General features: G+C 48.8%; 19 protein-coding genes. 1 reads left to right on the plus strand and 18 read right to left on the minus strand.

Features of this window, described 5'->3' with window-relative positions; genetic code table 11:
* Nucleotides 1-32: 32 nt before the first annotated feature.
* The 14 genes from nadA to dctP form a co-directional block, all read right to left on the minus strand.
* Nucleotides 33-944 carry a quinolinate synthase NadA gene (gene nadA, locus DWY89_RS08760; RefSeq protein WP_117796479.1) on the minus strand — a complete coding sequence of 304 codons (912 nt, stop codon included), beginning with the start codon at nucleotides 942-944 and terminating at the stop codon, nucleotides 33-35.
* 467 nt (nucleotides 945-1,411) lie between these two features.
* The gene (locus tag DWY89_RS08765) at nucleotides 1,412-2,143 is read right to left on the minus strand and encodes a hypothetical protein (RefSeq protein ID WP_117796440.1); all 732 of its coding nucleotides are present in this window, start codon (nucleotides 2,141-2,143) and stop codon (nucleotides 1,412-1,414) included.
* Nucleotides 2,144-2,570: 427 nt separating this feature from the next.
* On the minus strand, nucleotides 2,571-3,119 hold the full coding sequence (locus DWY89_RS08775; RefSeq protein WP_118524589.1) for a hypothetical protein: 549 nt from the start codon (nucleotides 3,117-3,119) through the stop codon (nucleotides 2,571-2,573).
* The gene (locus tag DWY89_RS08780; RefSeq protein WP_118524590.1) at nucleotides 3,120-4,664 is read right to left on the minus strand and encodes a DNA methylase; all 1,545 of its coding nucleotides are present in this window, start codon (nucleotides 4,662-4,664) and stop codon (nucleotides 3,120-3,122) included. It abuts the gene before it with no gap.
* 429 nt (nucleotides 4,665-5,093) lie between these two features.
* Nucleotides 5,094-6,698 (minus strand): phosphoenolpyruvate carboxykinase (ATP), encoded by a 1,605-nt coding sequence (gene pckA / locus DWY89_RS08785; RefSeq protein WP_118524591.1) that lies wholly within the window; start codon nucleotides 6,696-6,698, stop codon nucleotides 5,094-5,096.
* 388 nt (nucleotides 6,699-7,086) lie between these two features.
* Nucleotides 7,087-7,647: a glycerol-3-phosphate responsive antiterminator gene (locus DWY89_RS08790; protein WP_107000135.1), complete on the minus strand. Its 561-nt coding sequence runs from the start codon at nucleotides 7,645-7,647 to the stop codon at nucleotides 7,087-7,089.
* 1 nt (nucleotide 7,648) lies between these two features.
* The gene (locus tag DWY89_RS08795) at nucleotides 7,649-8,461 is read right to left on the minus strand and encodes an HAD-IIA family hydrolase (RefSeq protein WP_022359841.1); all 813 of its coding nucleotides are present in this window, start codon (nucleotides 8,459-8,461) and stop codon (nucleotides 7,649-7,651) included.
* Between the two features lie 220 nt (nucleotides 8,462-8,681).
* The gene (locus DWY89_RS08800) at nucleotides 8,682-9,044 is read right to left on the minus strand and encodes a DUF1667 domain-containing protein (protein WP_117796435.1); all 363 of its coding nucleotides are present in this window, start codon (nucleotides 9,042-9,044) and stop codon (nucleotides 8,682-8,684) included.
* On the minus strand, nucleotides 9,044-10,309 hold the full coding sequence (locus DWY89_RS08805; RefSeq protein WP_118522139.1) for an FAD-dependent oxidoreductase: 1,266 nt from the start codon (nucleotides 10,307-10,309) through the stop codon (nucleotides 9,044-9,046). Before DWY89_RS08805 ends, DWY89_RS08800 begins: the two co-directional genes overlap by 1 nt.
* Nucleotides 10,310-10,311: 2 nt before the next feature.
* Nucleotides 10,312-11,751, minus strand: a complete 1,440-nt coding sequence (locus tag DWY89_RS08810; RefSeq protein WP_117796434.1) for an NAD(P)/FAD-dependent oxidoreductase — start codon at nucleotides 11,749-11,751, stop codon at nucleotides 10,312-10,314.
* Between the two features lie 125 nt (nucleotides 11,752-11,876).
* The gene (locus tag DWY89_RS08815) at nucleotides 11,877-12,578 is read right to left on the minus strand and encodes an MgtC/SapB family protein (protein ID WP_107000139.1); all 702 of its coding nucleotides are present in this window, start codon (nucleotides 12,576-12,578) and stop codon (nucleotides 11,877-11,879) included.
* A 198-nt stretch (nucleotides 12,579-12,776) separates the two neighbouring features.
* A complete protein-coding gene (locus tag DWY89_RS08820; RefSeq protein ID WP_181357154.1) occupies nucleotides 12,777-14,087 on the minus strand; it encodes a TRAP transporter large permease in 1,311 nt (436 codons plus the stop codon).
* Nucleotides 14,087-14,587: a TRAP transporter small permease gene (locus tag DWY89_RS08825; protein WP_107000140.1), complete on the minus strand. Its 501-nt coding sequence runs from the start codon at nucleotides 14,585-14,587 to the stop codon at nucleotides 14,087-14,089. Before DWY89_RS08825 ends, DWY89_RS08820 begins: the two co-directional genes overlap by 1 nt.
* Nucleotides 14,588-14,984: 397 nt before the next feature.
* The gene (gene dctP / locus DWY89_RS08830) at nucleotides 14,985-16,073 is read right to left on the minus strand and encodes a TRAP transporter substrate-binding protein DctP (RefSeq protein ID WP_118524592.1); all 1,089 of its coding nucleotides are present in this window, start codon (nucleotides 16,071-16,073) and stop codon (nucleotides 14,985-14,987) included.
* Between the two features lie 455 nt (nucleotides 16,074-16,528).
* Here dctP and DWY89_RS08835 point away from each other — a divergent pair, with 455 nt between their 5' ends.
* The gene (locus DWY89_RS08835) at nucleotides 16,529-17,131 is read left to right on the plus strand and encodes a YcxB family protein (protein WP_182427276.1); all 603 of its coding nucleotides are present in this window, start codon (nucleotides 16,529-16,531) and stop codon (nucleotides 17,129-17,131) included.
* 213 nt (nucleotides 17,132-17,344) lie between these two features.
* Here DWY89_RS08835 and DWY89_RS08840 read toward each other — a convergent pair whose 3' ends face one another.
* The 4 genes from DWY89_RS08840 to DWY89_RS08855 all read right to left on the minus strand — a co-directional run bounded on the left by DWY89_RS08840 (nucleotide 17,345) and on the right by DWY89_RS08855 (nucleotide 21,675).
* Nucleotides 17,345-18,751: an FAD-linked oxidase C-terminal domain-containing protein gene (locus tag DWY89_RS08840; protein WP_107000143.1), complete on the minus strand. Its 1,407-nt coding sequence runs from the start codon at nucleotides 18,749-18,751 to the stop codon at nucleotides 17,345-17,347.
* 28 nt (nucleotides 18,752-18,779) lie between these two features.
* Entirely contained in the window at nucleotides 18,780-19,967 is a 1,188-nt protein-coding gene (locus DWY89_RS08845) for an electron transfer flavoprotein subunit alpha/FixB family protein (protein WP_118491963.1), read from the minus strand.
* Nucleotides 19,968-19,978: 11 nt separating this feature from the next.
* Complete coding sequence (locus tag DWY89_RS08850) at nucleotides 19,979-20,767, minus strand: electron transfer flavoprotein subunit beta/FixA family protein (protein WP_022359830.1); 789 nt, start codon at nucleotides 20,765-20,767, stop codon at nucleotides 19,979-19,981.
* Between the two features lie 203 nt (nucleotides 20,768-20,970).
* A complete protein-coding gene (locus DWY89_RS08855) occupies nucleotides 20,971-21,675 on the minus strand; it encodes an FCD domain-containing protein (protein WP_118522137.1) in 705 nt (234 codons plus the stop codon).
* Nucleotides 21,676-21,715: the final 40 nt, after the last annotated feature.

Here is a 21,715-nt window from a genome sequence, read left to right on the forward strand (position 1 = left end):
TATTTGTTTATATTGTGTCTTTATTTATTCCTTTATTTTGCCAATTCCAGCATCCGCGCCAGCGGACCAACCGCCCTCTGCCGCATCGCCTCATCCATCTCCACTTCCTCTTCCGGATTTTCCAGCGCCCGCAGTACGCTGTCCAGATGAATCTTCTTCATATTCGGGCAAAACTGACGGTGACCTACGGAGAAAAACTTCTTCTCCGGGTTCTTCTGCAGCAGTTCATAGAACACGCCCATCTCGGTGCAGATCAGGAAGACTTTCTCATCCGAATTCGTCGCATAATCAATAATCTGGGAGGTACTTCCGACAAAATCTGCCAGCTCCAGCACATCGCCGGTACACTCCGGATGCGCCAGCACAACTGCCTCCGGATGCAGCTCTTTTGCTTTCTTTACATCTTCCGCATGAATACTCTTATGTACATGGCAGAAACCGTCATTGAAAATAAAATGTTTCTCCGGCACTTTTTTTGCGATAAAACGTCCCAGATTCTCATCCGGAATAAAGAAAATATCCTTGTTCGGCAGTTTTTTCACGATTTTGAGTGCATTCGATGAGGTAACACAGACATCCGATTCTGCCTTGATCTCCGCCATCGAGTTCACATAACAGACAACGGCTACATCCGGATACTCTTTGCGTACTTCGCGGATCTTCTCCACCTCAACCATGTGAGCCATCGGACAGTCCGCGCTCCGGTCTGCCATGATAACCGTCTTCTCCGGGCTTAAAATCTTCGCACTCTCGCCCATAAATGACACGCCACAGAAAATGATCGTCTTCTGCGGCACCGTCGTCGCCAGCTCCGCCAGATAATACGAATCGCCCACATAATCGGCAATCTCCTGCACTTCTCCATCTACGTAATAATGTGCCAGAATCACGGCATCCTTCTCTTTTTTTAATGTCTCGATCCGCTGCTTTATCTCCTGATCCATCTCTTTTCCCTCTCCTTTTTTCACCGCTCTGTTCACGCTTCCGAATCCCCATCGATTGACAGAAACCATACCATTTTTCCGACAGCTGCGGTTCATTTTCTTCTTTACTATGTATCCGACATCTTTGCCACGCCATATTTCTCTGTCCATATAGCTTCCACACGGTAAACTTCTGTGATTATACCTCTAAGAGAAAAGCTGTGTCAATGAAATTTTGACACTTTTTATTACATCTGTCTTGTCATATAGCAATTCATCTACATACAGACTGAACGTCTGCTTTTCCGGCGCTTCAACCAGAGCAGCCAATATGCATTTATGCAATTTTTTTGTTTCACAAATGTATTTTACTGTGCAACAAAAAGTCAAACCAAAAATCGGACGGTTTTTCGCTGTGTTTTTCACTGTTCAAACCGTCCGATCTACATGACATATTTATAATTTTATCGCTTTATGCACATCCGCCCTTATTGCTGAAACAGCACCAGTCTCGATACCTTTCCTTCCGCGTCCGCCCAGATCGCGCATTTCTTTCCCGATTCCAGATCGTCTGCGGTCACGATGTTCCGGGTTAAATACGGCAGAATATGTGTCTCAGCGCTGATAGTATAAGTCACGCCATCCTCTGCTTTCACATAGACGGTATCATCATTCTCGGCACTCTTTTTCACCGACTCGATCTCTGTGTAAACCGGCACGGCGCTCACATCGGTTACATGGACGAAGAAGAGCTGTCCGTTCGTGATAGGCGGCTCGCTCATCGTCATCGCCTCCCCGATGTAGGCATATACAACGGTTCCCGTCTCCGCCTCGGTCATATCGACCGGATTGCCTGTCTCTGCGTCAAAAATCGGCGTTTCCGGTGAAAATGTGATCACCATCTCGCCGGCACTGCTGATTCCCGACTGATTGTCAATCGTGACGGAATCACTGGTAACCTCCGAAACCGGACCATAAACACAAATAAATTCGGATGAAACCTTCTTTCCTGTACCGGATGCCGGACCGGACGGGGCGTTTTTCTCGATAACCGTATTACTCTCGCTGGTTTCCGCTGCAGTAGTCTCCCCAGCTGCCTTCGTATCTTCGACAGCCGTCTTATTCTCCTCATCGCCCGCTTTTGCACTGGAAGCGCACCCAAGCGCACCTACCGACAGTGCTGCACAAATCCCCGCAATATATAACGATTTTTTTTTCATAATTTGAATCTCCTTCCGACTGTTCTTATGCCTGCTCCCTATCTGTTCCCAGGGACTTCTCTGAAATTTTTCAAAACTTCCCAGGCACTTTTTAGTTTCTAAAACCAGTGAAATATTTTTCTTTATACTCTGTATTCAGCTCTTCTATCTGGTTTTCTCTGTTCTAACAGTCTACCCTATTTCATTCAAAAGTAAAAGTGCTTTTTTCTTACGGATTTCTGATATTTTATTACTGTTCACGCATACGTGCCCAGTAACGGAATTTGCCGTGGCTTCGCATTTAAATACGGCAAATTCCTGCTGCCACCACGTTTTCTTACGGCACTTTCGGTTCCAAAAGTGCCTACCCGTAAACAGTAACGATATTTTCCTTTGCCGGTCAGGAGGTCCATACAAAGCTTCAGCAACTGTGCTGCCATGTAACATTTCACTCCACTTCCTCTTCTATCAGCTCCACACGGCAGATCTGTGGAAAATTTACCGCGATCTCCCCGCCTATATTTTCAAGTCCAGGCTGATTTCCACTCCTTATTTCCGCCAACCACAAAACCTGCTGGTAATAGTCGATTTTCTTCAATCGTCCTGCTGCCGTTCGATAAGTACCGCCCTCCTTGTGCACGTCCGGCTGAAACCAGGTCACAGAAAGCCGAACCGTCTCGCCACGCATCAGCTGCTCCTCCGCTTCTACAAGCGTCTGATTGATCATCTCGCGCACGCTGTCATCCAGATCGATCTCCCGCTCGGTCAGGCGCGCTTCCTCCTCTACCGCCTCCTCATAGCCATTCAGTGCCGCAAACGAGGCGAACTGCGCCGCCCGGTCCTCCACCGGCATCCGTGTATGGCGCAAGGGAAATGGGTAAGAATGACCGAGGATATCGCCGTAGCGGCGCTGAGCGTCACTTTCCTGCCCTTCTGGGGTTTGGCTTCGTCCACTTTTTAAGTTTTCAAATTCATTCACTCTATATTGATCTTCCATCTATGCCTGATGCCCCCCGATCTGCCCGTTCCGCTCCTTGGCGGTCGCGCCTTCCTCAAAGTTCATCCCGCGCAGCACCGCATTTTTTCCATATTTTTTCTTGATCGTCAGAAGCGCTTCCTGCATCCGGCGCTCCCGCTCGCGTTTTTTCTGTTCTTCCTTCTCTTTTGCTTCCTTTTTTGCGTAATCGGTAAACAAATCAAGCTGTTCAAATGTTTCCTTCTGTTCACGCTCTTTCGCCATTTTCTCATTTACCACATGGCATGCCGAGAGCGACATCCGGCGGATGAGAAGCGCCGGGTTGACAATCTTATCATACAGAGCCGCCATCGCCTCCAGAAGCTCGCTTGAGGACGAAGTCGCACGCGGCAGATTCCACGTTCCATGTGCATGCTTCGGCACACGCCGCCCGTAGCGATCGGTTGTTACCGGTCCCTTGTATACTTTCCGTATCTCCGGGCGGGTCAGGTTTTCGATGTCATATCCGACCGTTAGAACGAGCTGAGCGGTCACCAGCCGTTTTTCCACCAGCTCCAGCGAGATCCCGTCAACCATCTCCTGTACCACGATCCGCGCCTTATCCGCCGTGTACGGACAGGGAAGCACCTGCCCGCAGCCCAGGCTGCTGCTCTGCGGCTTGTATGCCCGTATCTGTGCGATCGTGCACGGCTCGTAGCCCCACGCATGGTCAATCAGAAGCTCAGCATTGACGCCGAACATCTGGTACAGCAGTTCCTCGCTGTAAAACTCGCCCGGTTTTCCCAGTGAACAACGCGCAATATCGCCCATCGTCCGAAGTCCCGCCTGCCAGAGTTTCTTCTGATATCCTGGTCCAACCCGCCAGAAATCGGTCAGCGGCTCATGCGTCCACAAAAGTTCCCGATAGCTTTGCTCATCCAGCTCGGCAATCCGCACGCCGTCCTCGTCCGCTTCCACGTGCTTCGCCACAATATCCATCGCCACCTTGCACAGATACAGATTCGTCCCGATCCCCGCCGTCGCCGTGATGCCCGTTTCCTCTAACACCGTGCGGATGATGCGCTTTGCCAGCTCGCGCGGCGAAACCTTGTAAATTCCCAGATATTCCGTAACATCCATGAATACCTCGTCGATCGAATACACATGGATGTCCTCCGGTGCCACATACCGGAGATAAATCTGGTAGATCTGCGTGCTCCATTTCATATAGTGCGCCATTCTCGGCGGCGCAACCAGATAGCTGACCGCCAGAGACGGATCCGCCTTTAATTCTTCATTTCTCCACGATTTATCCCGGAACTGGCGTCCCGGCGCCCGTCTGCGGCGTTCCTCATTGACTTCCCTAATCCGCTGAATCACCTCAAATAACCTGGGACGCCCCGGCACACCATAGGATTTCAGCGGCGGCGATACCGCCAGACAGATCGTTTTCTCCGTCCGCGATGGATTCGCCACGACCAGATTCGTCGTCAACGGATCCAGACCTCGCTCGATGCACTCGACCGATGCGTAGAACGATTTTAAATCAATGGCAATGTACGCGCGCCTGGAAACTGTTTTCTGCATGGCAGGATCCTCCCTTCTCTATGAATTTAAAATTTGAGCGCCACTGGTAAAAAATCATCTCACAAAATCAAGCACAGAAAGATTCCGAGCGTACACATGAAAATCCAGTTAAAAACTCACTAAGTGCTTCTATTATAGCATAACCATCAGCTTCACGAAATACTCAAATCCAAACATGCGTTTTGCAGCAGCAATAAAAAATGTGCCTTGGCACATCCGGGCGTCTCGCGCGGTCGCTTGCGACATGTTTCTGCTTCGCGCGAGTGTGCATCCTCGCGGAGCATTTTGGGTTTCATAGGACGTATTTCCTATGAAACAAAAAACCTCCAGTCCATTCGAATGAGAATCACATTTCTCATCCAAACAAACCGGAGGTTTTCTATCTTACCAAGTTTACCTCTTGGATTTATTTACCATTTATTTCTGGCATTATAACTGCGGACCAGCCTTTACCAGAGCCTTGCCAGCTTCGTTGCCTTCGTATTTAACAAAGTTCTTGATAAAGCGGCTTGCCAGGTCTTTTGCTTTCTCTTCCCACTCAGCCTCGTTTGCATAGGTATCGCGGGTATCCAGGATAGTCGGATCTACGCCCGGAAGCTCGGTCGGTACTTCGAAGTTGAAGTACGGGATCTTCTTGGTCGGAGCCTTCTGGATATCTCCGTTTAAGATAGCGTCGATAATACCACGGGTATCTTTGATGGAGATACGTTTGCCGGTTCCGTTCCAGCCTGTATTTACGAGGTAAGCTTTTGCTCCGCTCTTCTCCATTCTCTTAACCAGCTCTTCTGCGTATTTGGTCGGATGCAGCTCCAGGAAAGCCTGTCCGAAGCAAGCGGAGAAGGTCGGGGTCGGCTCGGTAATGCCGCGCTCGGTACCAGCCAGTTTTGCTGTAAATCCGGATAAGAAGTAGTACTGTGTCTGCTCCGGTGTCAGGATAGATACCGGCGGAAGTACTCCGAATGCGTCTGCAGACAGGAAGATAACGTTCTTAGCTGCCGGTGCAGAGGATACCGGACGTACAATATTCTGAATATGATCGATCGGGTAGGATACACGGGTGTTCTCGGTTACGCTCTTATCAGCGAAATCGATCTTGCCGTTCTCATCCAGGGTAACGTTCTCAAGCAGCGCATCACGTCTGATAGCGTTGTAGATATCCGGCTCAGACTCTTTATCCAGGTTGATAACCTTCGCATAGCAGCCGCCCTCGAAGTTGAATACACCGTTGTCATCCCAGCCGTGCTCGTCATCACCGATGAGAAGACGTTTCGGGTCGGTAGAAAGGGTAGTCTTGCCAGTTCCGGAAAGTCCGAAGAAGATAGCGGTGTTCTCGCCATTTAAGTCGGTGTTAGCGGAGCAGTGCATAGCAGCGATGCCCTTTAACGGAAGGTAGTAGTTCATCATGGAGAACATACCTTTCTTCATCTCTCCACCGTACCAGGTGTTGATGATAACCTGCTCGCGGCTTGTGATATTGAAGACAACAGCTGTCTCAGAGTTTAATCCAAGCTCTTTGTAGTTCTCAACTTTAGCCTTGGAAGCGTTGTATACTACGAAGTCCGGTTCGAAATTAGCCAGTTCTTCGTCGGTCGGAACGATGAACATATTCTTTACGAAATGAGCCTGCCAAGCAACCTCCACAATAAAACGGATCGCCATACGGGTGTCTTTATTTGCGCCACAGAAAGCATCTACTACAAACAGTCTCTTGTTGGAGAGCTCATTTAAAGCGATATCCTTTACTGCGTTCCAGGTCTCTTTGGATGCTACATGGTTGTCGTTCTTGTACTCGTCTGAAGTCCACCATACTGTGTCCTTAGAGTTCTCATCCATAACGATGAATTTGTCTTTCGGGGAACGTCCGGTATAAATACCTGTCATAACGTTTACTGCACCAAGCTCGCTGACCTGACCTTTTTCATAGCCCTCCAGCTCCGGTTTGGTTTCTTCTTCAAACAGCATCTCATAAGAAGGGTTGTAAACAATCTCCGTTGTTCCTGTGATTCCGTACTTGCTTAAATCGATCTTAGCCATCTTAATACCCCTTTCCTGTTATCCGGCGGCTCCCGTCTGTGTGAAATTGTCAGCTTCGCTGACCAGAATCATGCGCCAAGTCTCACGGACGTTCGACTTAAATTTTGTCTGACATTTCTCACCGAACCGGGGATTTCAGTGTCCCCCACTGTACATGTGTATAGTTTGCAACCGCTTTACCTTTTCACGGTTCTTATATTTTGTACAATGCGAAAACTCGCCTTTTCTTCTCTTTATCTATTTTTACCAAAAGAGATTACTTCATCATTCTAATGCATTCATGGTAAAAAATCAAGCGAAATCGCGAAATGATTGATATTTTTTTATCAATTTCATTATTTCAAATATATCTGTCACTCACAGCGTCTAAATCGTTTAAGTTTTAAAATCACACGTACCACACCGCTTCATTCGTCGCTGAAATGGCATCCGTACCCGCCTCAAAGGCCGCCATCACATCTTTTTTGTCAGACAGCAGTCCCCCGGCGATCAGCGGAATATCGGTGTACTCGCGCATGATCTTAAGAATCTTCGGCATCACCCCCGGCATGATCTCGACTGCATCCGGTCGGAACATTTCGATCTGTTTTTTCAATGTATCGAGTGCGATCGAATCCACAACAAAGGTTCTCTGGATCGCATAAAGTCCCATCTCCTTCGCGCGCTCCACCAGTGTATTTTTTGTGCTGATAATACCGTCCGCCCGCGTATTGTGGGCGATAAAATCGACCGCCACCCTCTTGGTGCTCAGTCCCTGGATCATATCCACGTGGACGATCGCCACCTTCCCGGCGTCCTTGATGCGCGCTACAATCTGATCAATATCACAGATCGTGCCAAACAGCACAAATACTACCTTACATTCAGATTTAAGACTTTTTTCCAGCCCTTCCCAGCTCTTAATCGCTGCGATTATCGGAGATTCCTCCAGTAATTCAAGCATTGTCATTCTATGCTTCCTCTTCTCTCATAGTCTTGAGTATTTCTCCCATCTCTTTCAGCCCTGTGAAAATCGCATCCGGCACGACATCCGCCTTCGGTACATCCTCCAGCTTCGTCTCGCCGGTCAGCACCAGGATTCCGTGTGCCCCATTTACCACGCCGGTTTTCACATCCGTGTAGATCCGGTCGCCGACAAACGACATTGCCTCGCGCTTTGCCCCGGTCATCTCCAGAACCATATCCACGGTCTCCTTGAATGGTTTTCCGACATACTTCGGCTCCTTTCCGGTCGATAAGGAGATTGCCGCGCACATTGCGCCGCAGTCCGGGATAAAACCATCCTTCGTCGGGCAGTTGATATCCAGATGCGTTGCCAGGAACACAGCGCCGTTGCGGATATACGTGCAGGCGCGCTCCAACTTCTCATAGGTCAATGTCATATCAAAGCCAATCACGACCACATCCGGCATCTCCCTTGTCAGAAGAATGCCATTTTCACGGAAATTCTCCTCCAGGTCCGGCGTTCCCACCAGATAGACTTTCTTTTCAGGATAATACTCTTTCAGATACTGAATCATCACATCCCCGGATGTAATGATCTGATTTCTTTTAATATAACACCCCATTTTTGCCAGTTTGTCAATATATGTTTTCGGAGATTTCGACGAATTATTCGTAAAAAACACATATCTCTTCCCTGCTTTCTTCACTTCCTCCAGGAAATCCAACGCCCCGTCGAGCACATCCGTATCCAGATAAAACGTCCCGTCCATATCGAGGACAAACAGCTCTGTCTCCTTTAAAATTTCACGTTTTTCCATGCCTCTCTCCTTGTAATTTATCTCTGTAAATATGTACCTGTAAAAAAGATTTTCTTCAAAACAACTTTATCCAATCCTGCCCAAATATGCAAGCAGGTTTTTCATATATTTCAATTTCAAAAATGGGAAGCTGCACAAACTTTTTCTATGAGTCTGTACAACCTCCCATCTCTCATCCTATATTCTGTGTCGGGGCTGTCGGTGTCACCTTCACGATTCCTTACGCCCGCTCTACATTCTTGCTCGCCACAACTGCAATCCCAGTTCCAGCGCAGTCATCAATGATCACATCCCCGATATGCACCGGAGCAGCCACCTTCACGGCGCGGATCTCCTTCATGCAATCAAAGATTTTGCCCTTCGGGATATCCGAAGCCGTCTTGACCGCTGTTCTCTCGATCGTGCCGCCCTCGACGCGTACCGTTGAGGTAACGATTCTCGTCGGATTGGTTACCTCTTTCTTTGCATACGCCTCGCCGCGCGGGCATGTATTTCCTTCTACCTTGATCTCGTCATTTCCCATCGTCACAGTGAGCTGACAGCCCAGCGGACATCCGATACAGGTCAGTTCTCTTACTTCCATCACTCATCCACCTCCGTGCAAATGGTTATTTCTTTCAGATCCGGATATTTCTCCAGACTTTCCTTCGTCAGGATTACCTGCTCCATCTCACCCGGTGCCAGCACGCGTTTTTTGCGGCTGCTCACACGCTCTCCGTCAAAATAAACGGAAATGCTGCGGTTTTTATAAACATCTGCCACACGGAAACGAACCGTCAGCTTGTCTGCCATCGCCTCGGTATCGATCGACTGCGGTACCGTGTAGCGGACGCCATTTTCTGCCTTGAGTGTCACGCTGTGACCTTTCTTCGTCTCGCCGGATTTCACATATTTCGCTGCGTTCTGTCCTGCCAGCGCTGCCTCCTCGGATACATAGTCAACCAGATCATGTACATGAAGCACGTTGCCGCAGGCAAATACACCCTCGATGCCTGTTTCCAGACGGTCATTGACCATTGGGCCGGAGGTAACCGGGTTCATCGCCACGCCCATATTTCTCGTCAGCTCATTCTCCGGAATCAGACCACAGGATAACAGAAGCGTATCACAGTCATAGTGCTCTTCGGTACCCGGAATCGGTTTGCGGTCCGGTCCGACCTGTGCCAGCGTAATGCCTTTCACGCGCTCTTTTCCCTCGATATTCACAACCGTATGGCTTAACTTCAACGGAATATCAAAGTCATTTAAGCACTGTACGATATTTCTCTTCAGACCGCCCGAATACGGCATCAGCTCCGCTACAACCTTAACCTTTGCGCCCTCCAGTGTCATACGTCTCGCCATGATCAGTCCGATATCGCCGGAACCGAGGATGACAACCTCTTTACCGACCATATGTCCCTCGATGTTCATGAGACGCTGTGCCGTACCAGCAGTGTAGATACCTGCCGGACGATACCCCGGAATGTTCAGGGCGCCTCTCGGACGTTCGCGGCATCCCATCGCCAGGATAATCGCTTTTGCCTTGATGAGCTCCAGTCCCTCGCTGCGGCTTACGACTGTGATCTCTTTGTCTTTATTGATATCCAGTACCATGCTGTTTAAGCGGTACGGAATTTCCAGCTTTTTCACTTCTTCCTCATAACGTGCCGCATACTCCGGTCCGGTCAGTTCTTCTTTAAAGGTATGAAGACCAAAACCATTGTGGATACACTGATTTAAGATACCGCCCAGCACGCTGTCGCGCTCCAGAATCAGAATATCCTCTGCGCCGCTTTTCTTTGCCGCTGCTGCCGCTGCCAGTCCAGCCGGACCTCCGCCGATAATTACAATGTCACGCTGAATCATGGTTATGCCTCCTCACCTTTTATCATTTCAGAACCTTTGCGGTTTTTGCAGATCTCTGTGATCGGGATTCCCGTCTCACGGGAGAGAATTTCCATCGCTCTCGGAGTGCAGAAGCCTGCCTGACACCGTCCCATACCCTGACGGACGCGCCGTTTGATGCCATCCATCGAGCGTGCGCCGAGTGTACGGGTGATCGCATCCACGATCTCCCCCTCGCTGATTGTCTCGCAGCGGCAGACGATTGCGCCGTATGCCGGGTTCTTGCGGATCAGTTCTGCGCGTTCTTCCGTATTTAAACGTGCTGCTTTCACGATGCCCTTGCGGATCGGATTGAAATTCGGATTCTTGCCAAATCCAGCTTTTTCCTCGATCATCCCAGCCAGATATTCACCGATCGCCGGTGCGCAGGAAAGTCCCGGAGACTCGATTCCGGCTGCATCAAAGAAGCCCGGTGCGTCCTCCGCCTCACCGATGATGAAATCATCGCCGTCCTCATGGGCACGCAGGCCGGAGAAGGAAGTGATGACCTGACGGAACGGAATGTTGTTGACACTCTTGGCTGCCTTCTCACATGCCTCTGCCAGTCCCTCGGCGGTCGTGTAGGTTCCGTCCTTATCTTCCTGATCCACCGCGGTCGGTCCGACTAAGAGATTTCCGTGAATCGTCGGGCTGACGAGGATTCCCTTGCCATACTTGCCCGGAAGCTGGAAGACAGTCGCTGATACGTGGTTGCCTGCCTCTTTATCGAGCAGGCAGTACTCGCCGCGGCGCGGCACAATGTGAAGCTTCTTTTCCGAAACCATGTTGTGGATCTCGTCAGAATACACGCCGGCTGCGTTCACGACATATTTTGTCTCGAAGACACCGTTGTTGGTTATCACACGGTATCCTTCTGTCGTTTTTTCAACTTTTTCTGCTTTTGTGTTGAATACAAATTCAACGCCGTTATCACAGGCATTCTCTGCCAGCGCGATCGTCAGACCAAATGGACATACGATGCCGCCAGTCGGTGCATAGAGCGCTGCCACAACCTCCCCGCTGACGTTCGGCTCCATCTTGCGGACCTCATCGCCGGTCAGAATGGAAATATCCGGCACACCGTTTGCCACGCCTCTCTCATAGAGTGCCTGCAGCGCCGGGAGGTCCTCCTGCGCGAAGCAGAGTACCAGGGAGGAATTCCGCTTGAAATCAAAATCGAGTTCTTTGGATAAATCTCCCATCATGGCGTTGCCTTTTACATTGAGCTTTGCTTTTAAAGAACCTGTCTTTGCGTCATAGCCCGCATGGACGATAGCACTGTTTGCCTTCGATGTGCCGGAGCAGACATCCTCTTCTTTTTCCAGAAGCACGGTGCGGCACTCATATTTCGAAAGCGCTCTGGCGATGCTGCTGCCGATGACGCCACCTCCGATAATCACTACGTCGTATGTATTTCCGTTCATACTGTGATCCTCCATTATTTATACTAAATGTTTTCTTGCTCTCGTTTCAACTATCCTGTTTGTTTAGACAATTCATCCTATTTCTGCTGCATTTCGTGCGTAAGCCCATCTGAACCCTTTAGCTGCTACAGCTCCTCTGCAAACCGGATCTCCTCCATCGCCTGAATATCGCTCAGAAGTGTTTTTCGAAGCGACTTGTCCTGCACTTCCACCGACATCGTCGCGGAGGGACCCTCGCCCTTTAACTTATTCTTGGCAATATCAAAAGACACGATTTTCACATTCTTAGAACGCATGGTATCCATGAACGCCCCAACACACCGGCTGCTGGTAAATTCCAGATAGAAATCGAACACCTTTGCATGCTCATGAATCATTGTATCCACACGTGTCAGGAGCTTCAAGGTAACCGCAATCAGAATCAGACCGTAAACCGCACCGTCCACAAATCCGATACCGGCTGCCAGTCCTTCACAGGCGCAGACCCAGAGACACGCCGCTGTAGTCAATCCACGCACCTGATTACGCCCGGTTACCATGATCGTGCCAACCCCTAAAAATCCGACACCGCTGATAACCTGCGCGCCCATCCGCGCCATGTCCGCTTTTGCAGATGGAAATGTCCGGAACATATATTCACTCGTCAACATGACAAGCGCTGAACCCAGGCAGACCAGCACATGCGTCTTGATGCCCGCACCGCGCCGTTTCAGGCCACGGTCAATTCCAATGAACATTCCCACCGCCAGCGAAAACAGCAGGCGAATCCAGATGCCGACCGCTGTCCAGGTCGCCGCCGTCTCCACAATCCATTTCCAAACTGCCATTTTTTCTCCCTCTGCAAGCCCGTAAAGCTTCTAGAACACAGCTCTTTTTCGCTCCACAAGACTCTTCCATGACCGATACCGGTATCTTTTATGGAACAAAAAAGAGCAGAAAGCATCCGTATTTCTACGTTTGCCTTTCTGCTCTTAATCTCACAGGCTTTATTATATCCAATTTATTAACGTTTTGTCAATCTGTTTCTATGCTGCGCCGTACAGAAGATCCGGTACACATGTAATTAAGAACGGGCAGAAGGTCAGAAGCAGAAGAACAACCAGAAGGGACACGATAAATGGCCATACTTCCTTCAGGAACTCACTGATCGGACATCCCGTGATACCACAGGTCGTGAACATCATCGAACCGAACGGAGGTGTAATACCACCGATCATGATGTTAACGATCGCTACCAGTCCAAAGTGGTAATCATTGATTCCAAGCTGTCTTGCAACCGGAAGCAGCAGAGGTGTAATAATCATCAGCGCCGCGCCGCCTTCCAGGAACATACCCATAATCAGAAGAATTACGTTGCATGCCATAAGGAACAGCCACTTGTTGGTTGTCAGGCTTAACATACCAGTTGCCACGACTCTCGGCAGGTTAATCCAGGTCATGTAGTAACCGAATACATTCGCTGCAACCATGATCAGGACAACGCTGGAAGTACCGGCGATACTGTCAAGCAGGATCGGAACCAGATGCTCTTTCAGGGATAGTTTCTTGTAAACGAAACGTCCGATAATAATACAGTAAAGAACGGCTACCGCACCGCCCTCAGACGGGGTAAACATGCCAAAACGCATTCCCAGGATGATACCAAATGGGAAGAACAGACCCCAGAAAGAGGTAATACCCTGTTTCACGATCTCTTTCAGAGACGGGAATTTTTCACGGGTGGTCGGGTAGTTTCTCTTATGTGCAATAATCGAAACAACGATCATCATCGAGATTGCCATCAGAATACCCGGAATATAACCAGCCGCAAACGTACGACCCAGGGAAATCTGTGCAATCAGTGTAAAAACGATCAGGTTTACTCCCGGCGGAATAACCGGTGTAGCAGCCGAGGAAGCCGCTGTGATCGCTGCGGAGAACGCCTTGGAGTAACCTCTCTTCTCCATCTCCGGAACCAGCATCTTGGACTGCATCGCACAATCTGCGTTGGCCGAACCGGAGCATCCGCCCATCAGCATACTAAGTACTACGTTTACCTGTGCCAGACCGCCTTTCATATGACCGGTCAGCACTTCCGCGAAATCCATCATCTTGTCACTGATGCCGCCGTAGTTCATGACGGAACCAGCCATAACGAAAAATGGAATCGCTAACATCGAGAACGACTGTGTAGAGGTCATAACCTTCTGTAAGATCAGCCAGTTTTTACTGGTTGTATCAATAAATGTAAAATAAAAGAAGGTTGAACCAAACAGTGCATATACAATCGGCATTCCCAGGAAATAGAGAATAAATACCATAAAAATCGGAACGAGTTCAATTAATTCGAGTCCCATCAGTTATTTCCCCCTTTCCCTTTAAATACCTTGATAATATCCTTAACCAAAAAGTAAATACAGAAAATCAGTGAAAGCCCAAATCCGATCGGAACCGCGCCGGAAATATACCAGCTCGGAACACGCAGCGTATTCGTCAGCTTATCCATCGTGTTCATCACATACTGGACGCTTGTTCTGGTCAGCATAATCAGAGTAACAAGCTCCAGAAGATCCATAATAACCTTAACAACTTTTCTTATCTTCTCCGGAAGAATGTTGATCAGGATGTCTACGCCCAGATGTGCGTGCTTACGGTACGCATATGCGCTTCCAATAAAGACGGTCCAGACGAAGAGCCCCGTAGCGACCTCTTCCGACCAATACAACGGTCTTTTCAGGAAATAGCGCATAAGGACGTTTGCGTTTACAACGATTGTACAGAGTGTCAGTGTCACGCAGGTAATAATTGCATCCAGGTTTACCAGCACCGACCCCAGTGTGATTTTTTTCTTTTCCATAGTCTATCCTCATGCATTCATAATGGCAGTCAGTTTTGCATAACCGACGACTGTTCTGTCATACAGCCATCTTTCCAGCAGTTGTAACTGTTCAGTACCTTCACAGTCACGCGCAAAAATCCATTAAAAATTGCCTACGGCAATGGGATTTTTGCCTGCTGGCCCATGTTTTCGTACGGTCAGCGCAGTAAATGCGCAGACCTACTGAACAGTTACCAGCAGTTTCATATTTCCGGCACTATACGTTTGTCGGAAGTCTGCCCGGACCTCAGACAATCTTCTTTGTTCTGACAGCCCGGGCAGATATACTTTCTTCTCCGCAGCGGTTCTGATAACCGTTACGTTTTACCATTTCATAATTGCTTTAAAATACTGTATTTGTTCGGAACAATCTACATTATTCGTTCTTTGCACGGTAGTCATTCAGGAAATCAACCAGTTTCTGATGAAGTTCCGGATCTGCGCCGTACTCGTCTACGATCCAGTCATAAACCGGAGCACAAGCCTCTGTGAATGCGTCAATATCTACATCGTTCCACTCAACGCCTTTGTCTTTCAGGAACTCGATCATGGAAGCTTCGTCGTTCTCAGCATTTTCCTGCTCCCACTTACCAGCTTCTACACAGCACTCATCCAGGATGTTTCTCCATTTTTCCGGGATGGACTGATATACGTCCTCAGCCATGAATAACCAACGGGTTGCGATGAAGTGGTTCGTGTTTGCAACTTTCTTGGTGTACTCATAAGCACCTGTATCCTTCAGGGTGGAGATGGAACCTTCGAAACCATCAACAACACCACTGGACATAGCAGATAAGCACTCCGTAAAGCTCATTGCAGACGGGGTAGCACCCAGACAGGTAATCGTCTTAACAAACAGCGGAGACTCGGTCGAACGCATGATCAGACCATTTAAGTCAGCCGGTTTCTCAACTACCTTGTTCGTACATACGCTTCTGAATCCGAACGAATAATGTGTATCCAGAACGTGGATGTTGTGCTCGCTTGCCAGTTTTGCATTCAGATCTTTTACAATATCAGAATCCATCACTGCATTGTACTCTGCATTGTTCTTGTAAAGCATCGGTCCAACTAATACGTTGTAATCGCCGATGTAATCAGCAAAGTAGGACGGCTCCTCCAGACCCATCCAGACAGCGCCGTTGTGTGCCTGTGCTACAGACTCCGCGTAGCAGTCAAGCTGGTTCTGTCCGTAATACTCCAGAGTGATATGACCATCGGTCTTCTCTTTTACCAGGTCTGCCAGATATTCGCTGGCTTTGTAGTTCCACTCTGCCGGCTGAAATACGTTGGAAAACTTGATGGTGATGTAGTAATCATCTGCAGATGCCTCGTCACCTGCTGCCGTTCCTGCGTCTGCTGCCTTTGTGTCAGTCTTTGTGTCAGTCTTTGCGCCGCTGCCGCCGCAGGCCGCCAGGCTCATCGCCATCGTCGCTGCCAGTACTACTGATAATACTTTTCTCATACGTTTTCTCTCCTTCTTCTTAACCTCCCCCAGTCATCTTTCTGACCGGTTCATCAACAGTTTCTACTACTTTCTAAATAAATTACCATTTCAGCATTTAGGCAAAAAAATAGCACCATTTTTAAAAAACAGTCTTTTCCAGCTGTTTCTAACCATGGCGCATCTCTTCGTCTCTGCTTTTGGTCCTTTATTCATCTTTTACCTAATTTTAACACTTATTTTACGATTAGGCAAGCTATTTTGTCGAAATTATATAATTTTTTCTCGATTTTAGTCGATTTTTGTGTGATATTTTTGTAACAATCTTGTTTATTTTTTATCAACATTACAGATTTAACAGATCCAGTTGCGGAAACAGGGAAGAAACAGTATACTACTTCTTAAGATATTTTCTATGCTTCTATATACTGTTTTTATATAGGTGATGATTGATTTTTTATATGAAAGGGCTTACCATGATTTACTATAAGATAGAAATGCACCACAACGAAAAAACCTTCGAATCCCTGTCCCGGATGCAGTACGATCTCTTCTGCGCTTCCAACCGGATCACGCGGACAATTTTAAGCATCCTGTTCATCGCCGGAGGTATCATCAATCTAAGCGAGTGGTGGGGCATCCTCTTAGCCGCCTACGGCTGCTATCTGACGACCAGCACCTACAGCTCCGCCAACCACACCGCCCACAAGCTCGCCGAACAGATCAAAAAAAGCGGCATGCCGTTCCCGGCGTCCCGCTATGAATTCCGTGAAAATCATCTGGAAGTCTATTCTCTTCCGAAAAACACCCGCGAAAGCACACTGGCTTACAATGAATTTGAAAAGCTGGGTGAGGACCGCGATTATTTCTATCTGTTCCGCGATTCCTACGGCGGGTATATGGTGCCGAAAAAGGGGATTGACGCAAGCGCGGGGTCCCGTTCAAATTCGGATGAGAGCCAGAATTTGAAAGCAATTGGCGCGTTTCGGGAATTTTTGGAAAATAAGAGTGGGAAACGGATTTACAGGAAGACGATTCCGCTGGTTCGGGTGATGCAGGCGTTGAAGAAGAAAAGATAGGTCGATAGATATAAACTATAAAATAGTTCAACAACTATAAAAAGCCACGATTTGAACTCTTTGATTCAGATCGTGGCTTTCTCAAAAACCTGCTGTTCTATTCTGTTTTTCTGCCAAAAATCTTCTGCAGTTCCTAGAATCAGCCTTACCGCGTGGTGCTCAAACGTTTTTGCAACACTTGTGGCTAAAAAATATCAATGCAGTTATTTTCTTCTATCTCTGCGCCACCTTATGCGGATTCAGAATATTCTTCGGATCAAACACTTTCTTGATTCCGTTCATCAGATCCAGGTTCTTCTCCGGCAGGGATTCTCTTAAATACGGCTTTTTCGCATATCCGATGCCGTGCTCGCCGGACACCTGACCTTCGAGTTCATGGGCTTTCTGATAGATCTTCTCCATTGCAGCAGACATCCGTTTTTCCCACTCTTCATCACTCAAATCGTCTTTCAGGATGTACGCGTGCAGATTTCCGTCGCCCGCATGACCGAAGCTCTTGATACGGATATCAATCTCATTGTGGAGATCGTGCAGATACGTTACCATCTCATTGACGCGACTTCTCGGAACAACCATATCGACCTCATCCATGTAAGTCGTGGATCCCTTGATTGCCTCCAGGAAAGCGCCTCTGGCTTTCCAGATGGATTCCTCACGCTCCTGGGTATCGGAAATCAGCACGTCCAGTGCGCCCTGTTCCAGGCAGAGTTTGGCCACCTTGTCATACGCTTCTTCGATCTCCTGGGTGGAATTACCATCAAATTTCAAAAGCAGATACGCATCCGACTGTTTATCCGGGAACGCTTTTCCTAAATACTCCTCGGCGTCTTCAATCACTTCCCGCTGCATGAACTCGATCGCGGTCGGGATCGTCTTAGATTTGATGATAACCGGGACGGTGTCGATCGCCTGTTTCAGTGTTGGGAACGGAATCAGAAGGCTGATGACACGCTTCGGAAGCGGCAGAAGCTTTAAGATCGCCTTGGTAATAAAGCCAAGCGTTCCCTCGGAACCAATAATCAGATCTTTCAAGTCATAGCCTGAACTATTCTTTACGACTTTGCCTCCAAACTGAGTGATCGTGCCATCCGGCAGAACCACTTCCAGCCCCATGACATAGTCTCTCGTCACACCGTATTTGACCGCACGCATACCGCCCGCATTCGTGCTGATGTTGCCGCCGATGGTCGCTGATTTCTCACCCGGATCCGGCGGGTAGAAGAAATCGTGATCTTCTACATAGGCGGACAATTCCATCAAAAGGACGCCCGGTTCCACCGTGACCGTCAGGTTTTCCTCGTCCAATTCGAGAATCTGGTTCATCAGGGTGGTATCGATCATGATGCCATGTTCCATCGGAACCGAAGAACCAACCAGACCCGTTCCGGCGCCCCTCGGTGTCACCGGAATCGTATTTTCGTATGCATATTTCATGATCGCCGCGATCTCTTCGGCTGATTTTGCCTTTACCACCACATCCGGATAACTGCTGGTGCCGCTCAGCTCATCGTGGCTGTACTCTTCATTGATATTTTCACCTACGAGGACACGCTCGTCATCCTGAATTGTGTTTTTTATATATAAAATATCATCTTTATCTATTTTCTTGTAATTTCCCATGATATCCTGCTCTCCTTCCTGTGAATCTTTATCTTCCCATCTCAATCTTCTCAATCAGTCTCGGGAGAATCTCATAGAGATCACCAGTCAGGCAGTAATGTGCCGTCTTGAAAATCGGCGCTTTCGGATCTTTATTGATCGCGACGATCGTCTCCGCGTGATTCATGCCGGCAGTAAACTGGACCGCACCGGACACGCCGCAGGTGATGATGAGTTTTGGGCGGACCGTACGGCCACTCAGACCGATCTGGCACTTGGCATCCAGCCATCCGGCTTCCACCATTGGACGGGTGCAGGCAAGCTGACCTCCCAGCAGATCTGCCAGTTTTTCCAGCATTTTCAAATCTTCCGGCTTCTTCACGCCTCGTCCGGCTACCACCAGGACATCAGCATTTTCGATAAAGGTTTCCTTCGGCTTTTCTACGATATCCAGAACCCTCACGTGGGAAAGCAGTTTTTCCTTCTCAATTGTACAGACCACAATCTCACCGCTCTCTTTCTCGGCACGCTCCGGTGCGTTCATGATCTTATAGCGCACGGTCGCCATCTGCGGACGGTGGTTCGGGGTCTTGATGTGCGCCATGATATTGCCGCCAAAAGCCGGTCGGATCTGGGATAAATCAGTATTTTCATCCATTTCCAGGATCGTACAATCCGCGGTCAGACCTGTCTTCATACGGGCAGCCACACGCGGCGCCAGCTGTCTGCCGACCGTGGTCGCACCGACGAGAATAGACGATGGTTTTACTGTCTGGATGAAGTTTTCAAAAACAGCCGTGTACGGCTCGATCTGGAAACGTGCCAGTTCCGGTGCATCATAGACGAATACTTTATCTACATTATAATGAAGCAGTTCGTGTGCAGCCGCTTCGATTCCATTTCCCATAAACAGGGCGTAAACCGGATGTCCCGTTACCTTGGAAAGTTCTCTCGCTTTTCCAAGAAGTTCCAATGTAACCGGATGCACCTTTCCATCCACGTGATCTACGTAAACGGCAATGCCCTTCCATGCACTCTTATCGACGCTTGGTTTTACCGCGTCTTCTACATATTCAACCGCGCCCTTCGGACCTTTTCTCACGCAGAGACGGCACATTTTACAGGCGGCGCTGATCGTCACCTTTCCGTCCTTTTCTTCCATCGCCCCGAACGGACAGAGCTTGATAAGTTCCTGATTATCCGGGATTTTGTCCTGATGTATGATTAACTCAGCCATGCTTCCACCTCCTACACGAATTTCATATCCACGATCTTCTGATACAGCCGGTCTGCCAGCTCTTCGCCGCTTCCGTCCCACATTTCCTTTTTGTCATTGACAGCCGGTGGAAAAATGCGCTGAACCTGCGTCGGGGAACCATTGAGTCCATAGTGCATCGCGTCTTTATCGTCCATATCCGCCAGGGAAAGAATCCGGATTTCACGGTCTTTCGTGTTCATTTTCCGGACATACGAAGGAAGTCTTGGCTGAAAAATGTCCTTGTCAACGGCTAAGAGACACGGAAACTGCACTTTCGCCACTTCGACCTCTTCCGGCAGATCCATGCTGACGGTGATGCCGTCCTCATCAATCTGATTGATCTTGACAACATCTGCCACACTCGGGATATTCAGCCACTCGGAGATCTCCGGACCAACCTGCGCGGTGTCGCCGTCCGTTGTCTGTTTGCCGCAGAGGATCAGGTCAAAATCGCCGCAGCTCTTGATGCCCTGCGCAAGTGTATAGCTGGTCGCCAGTACATCCGCACCGCCAAATTTGCGATCCGATAAAAGCGTTCCGCCGTCCGCGCCCATCGCAAATGCCTCGCGGATCACCTGCTGCGCCTGCGGCGGTCCCATGGAAATGACGTGAACACTTCCGCCCACTTCTTCCCGGATCCGGAACGCCGTCTCCAGCGCGTACAGATCGTATGGGTTCATCTTCGAAGCCGCGCCGTCTCGTTTCAGCACGCCGGTAACCGGATCGACTTCTACTTTATTGCTTTCCGGTACCTGTTTGATACAGACAAGAATCTTCATTCTGTTTCCTCCTTCATATGGATGCTTTGTAAAAATCTTTAAATGATGGATGCTCTTCAGGTCCTCACAAATTTTAAAGAATTTTTAATCCGCATATTGGTTCTACCAATTTATTGAAAAGAAAAAGAATTTTGGTAGAACCAATTTTCTTTATTCGTTAGTATAGTGGGCTGCGTTCTGGTTGTCAACGATTGTTTATCTTTTCACATAGAATGTGTTTTTTCATTTTTTTCCAAAATTTCATCTATCATCCGGAAATGCCGGTCCAGTGCATCCTTCCCCGCTGCATTATCTTTGTTCCGCAGCGCTTCCGCAATCTGCCGGTGACAGAGATTCAGTGCTTCTTTCGCCTCTTTTGTCCGCAGAATTTCCGCGCGCATATTCCGGATGAAGGTATCGATCACGCCGGAACACGCCTCTAAAATATTGAGCAGCAGCACATTTCCCGACGCCAGCGCCAGTGTAAAATGGATCTGTTTGTCAATCCGGGCGTTTTCCTGCTCGTCCATGCTCCGGTCAAGACGCTTTACCAGTTCTTCCAGCGCGTCCATCTGGCTCTCCGACGCATGTTCAACCGCCAGGGCAAACGCCTGCTGTTCCAGCGCATAGCGGATCTGGCTGATCTGCTGATAATTAATCTGGGACATAGCAAACATCATCCCCATCGTCTCCGCAATGCTTTTCTGAAATTCACAAGTGATGTAATTCCCCGAGCCCTGCTGGGAGGAAATCACTCCCGTCATATCCATGATCCGCAGCGCTTCCCGGACGGAATTGCGGCTGACTTCCAGCATCTGCGCAATCTCCCGCTCCGGAGGAAGCTTCTCCCCCGGACGCAGCTCGCCCGCCATGATGCGGTTCTTGAAATATTCGATGACGCCTTTGTAGGCTTTTTCCTGTTTTTCCATAGACGCTGCATTCCTTTCACTTTGTCTTTATCATATCATA

The sequence above is a fragment of the Clostridium sp. AF27-5AA genome (genome assembly GCF_003478415.1).
Classification (GTDB): Bacteria; Bacillota; Clostridia; order Lachnospirales; family Lachnospiraceae; genus Otoolea; species Otoolea fessa.

Excerpts from the sequence above, each read along its gene's own strand:
- DWY89_RS08805 (WP_118522139.1), bottom strand. The coding sequence starts at position 10,309 with ATGATTCAGCGTGACATTGTAATTATCGGCGGAGGTCCGGCTGGACTG.
- DWY89_RS08765 (WP_117796440.1), bottom strand. The coding sequence starts at position 2,143 with ATGAAAAAAAAATCGTTATATATTGCGGGGATTTGTGCAGCACTGTCG.
- DWY89_RS08775 (WP_118524589.1), bottom strand. The coding sequence starts at position 3,119 with ATGGAAGATCAATATAGAGTGAATGAATTTGAAAACTTAAAAAGTGGA.
- DWY89_RS08850 (WP_022359830.1), bottom strand. The coding sequence starts at position 20,767 with ATGAAGATTCTTGTCTGTATCAAACAGGTACCGGAAAGCAATAAAGTA.
- DWY89_RS08855 (WP_118522137.1), bottom strand. The coding sequence starts at position 21,675 with ATGGAAAAACAGGAAAAAGCCTACAAAGGCGTCATCGAATATTTCAAG.
- DWY89_RS08825 (WP_107000140.1), bottom strand. The coding sequence starts at position 14,587 with ATGGAAAAGAAAAAAATCACACTGGGGTCGGTGCTGGTAAACCTGGAT.
- DWY89_RS08835 (WP_182427276.1), top strand. The coding sequence starts at position 16,529 with ATGATTTACTATAAGATAGAAATGCACCACAACGAAAAAACCTTCGAA.
- DWY89_RS08780 (WP_118524590.1), bottom strand. The coding sequence starts at position 4,664 with ATGCAGAAAACAGTTTCCAGGCGCGCGTACATTGCCATTGATTTAAAA.
- DWY89_RS08790 (WP_107000135.1), bottom strand. The coding sequence starts at position 7,647 with ATGACAATGCTTGAATTACTGGAGGAATCTCCGATAATCGCAGCGATT.
- DWY89_RS08840 (WP_107000143.1), bottom strand. The coding sequence starts at position 18,751 with ATGGGAAATTACAAGAAAATAGATAAAGATGATATTTTATATATAAAA.
- DWY89_RS08810 (WP_117796434.1), bottom strand. The coding sequence starts at position 11,751 with ATGAACGGAAATACATACGACGTAGTGATTATCGGAGGTGGCGTCATC.
- DWY89_RS08820 (WP_181357154.1), bottom strand. The coding sequence starts at position 14,087 with ATGGGACTCGAATTAATTGAACTCGTTCCGATTTTTATGGTATTTATT.
- dctP (WP_118524592.1), bottom strand. The coding sequence starts at position 16,073 with ATGAGAAAAGTATTATCAGTAGTACTGGCAGCGACGATGGCGATGAGC.
- DWY89_RS08815 (WP_107000139.1), bottom strand. The coding sequence starts at position 12,578 with ATGGCAGTTTGGAAATGGATTGTGGAGACGGCGGCGACCTGGACAGCG.
- DWY89_RS08795 (WP_022359841.1), bottom strand. The coding sequence starts at position 8,461 with ATGGAAAAACGTGAAATTTTAAAGGAGACAGAGCTGTTTGTCCTCGAT.
- nadA (WP_117796479.1), bottom strand. The coding sequence starts at position 944 with ATGGATCAGGAGATAAAGCAGCGGATCGAGACATTAAAAAAAGAGAAG.
- pckA (WP_118524591.1), bottom strand. The coding sequence starts at position 6,698 with ATGGCTAAGATCGATTTAAGCAAGTACGGAATCACAGGAACAACGGAG.
- DWY89_RS08800 (WP_117796435.1), bottom strand. The coding sequence starts at position 9,044 with ATGGAAGTAAGAGAACTGACCTGTATCGGATGTCCGCTGGGCTGTCAG.
- DWY89_RS08845 (WP_118491963.1), bottom strand. The coding sequence starts at position 19,967 with ATGGCTGAGTTAATCATACATCAGGACAAAATCCCGGATAATCAGGAA.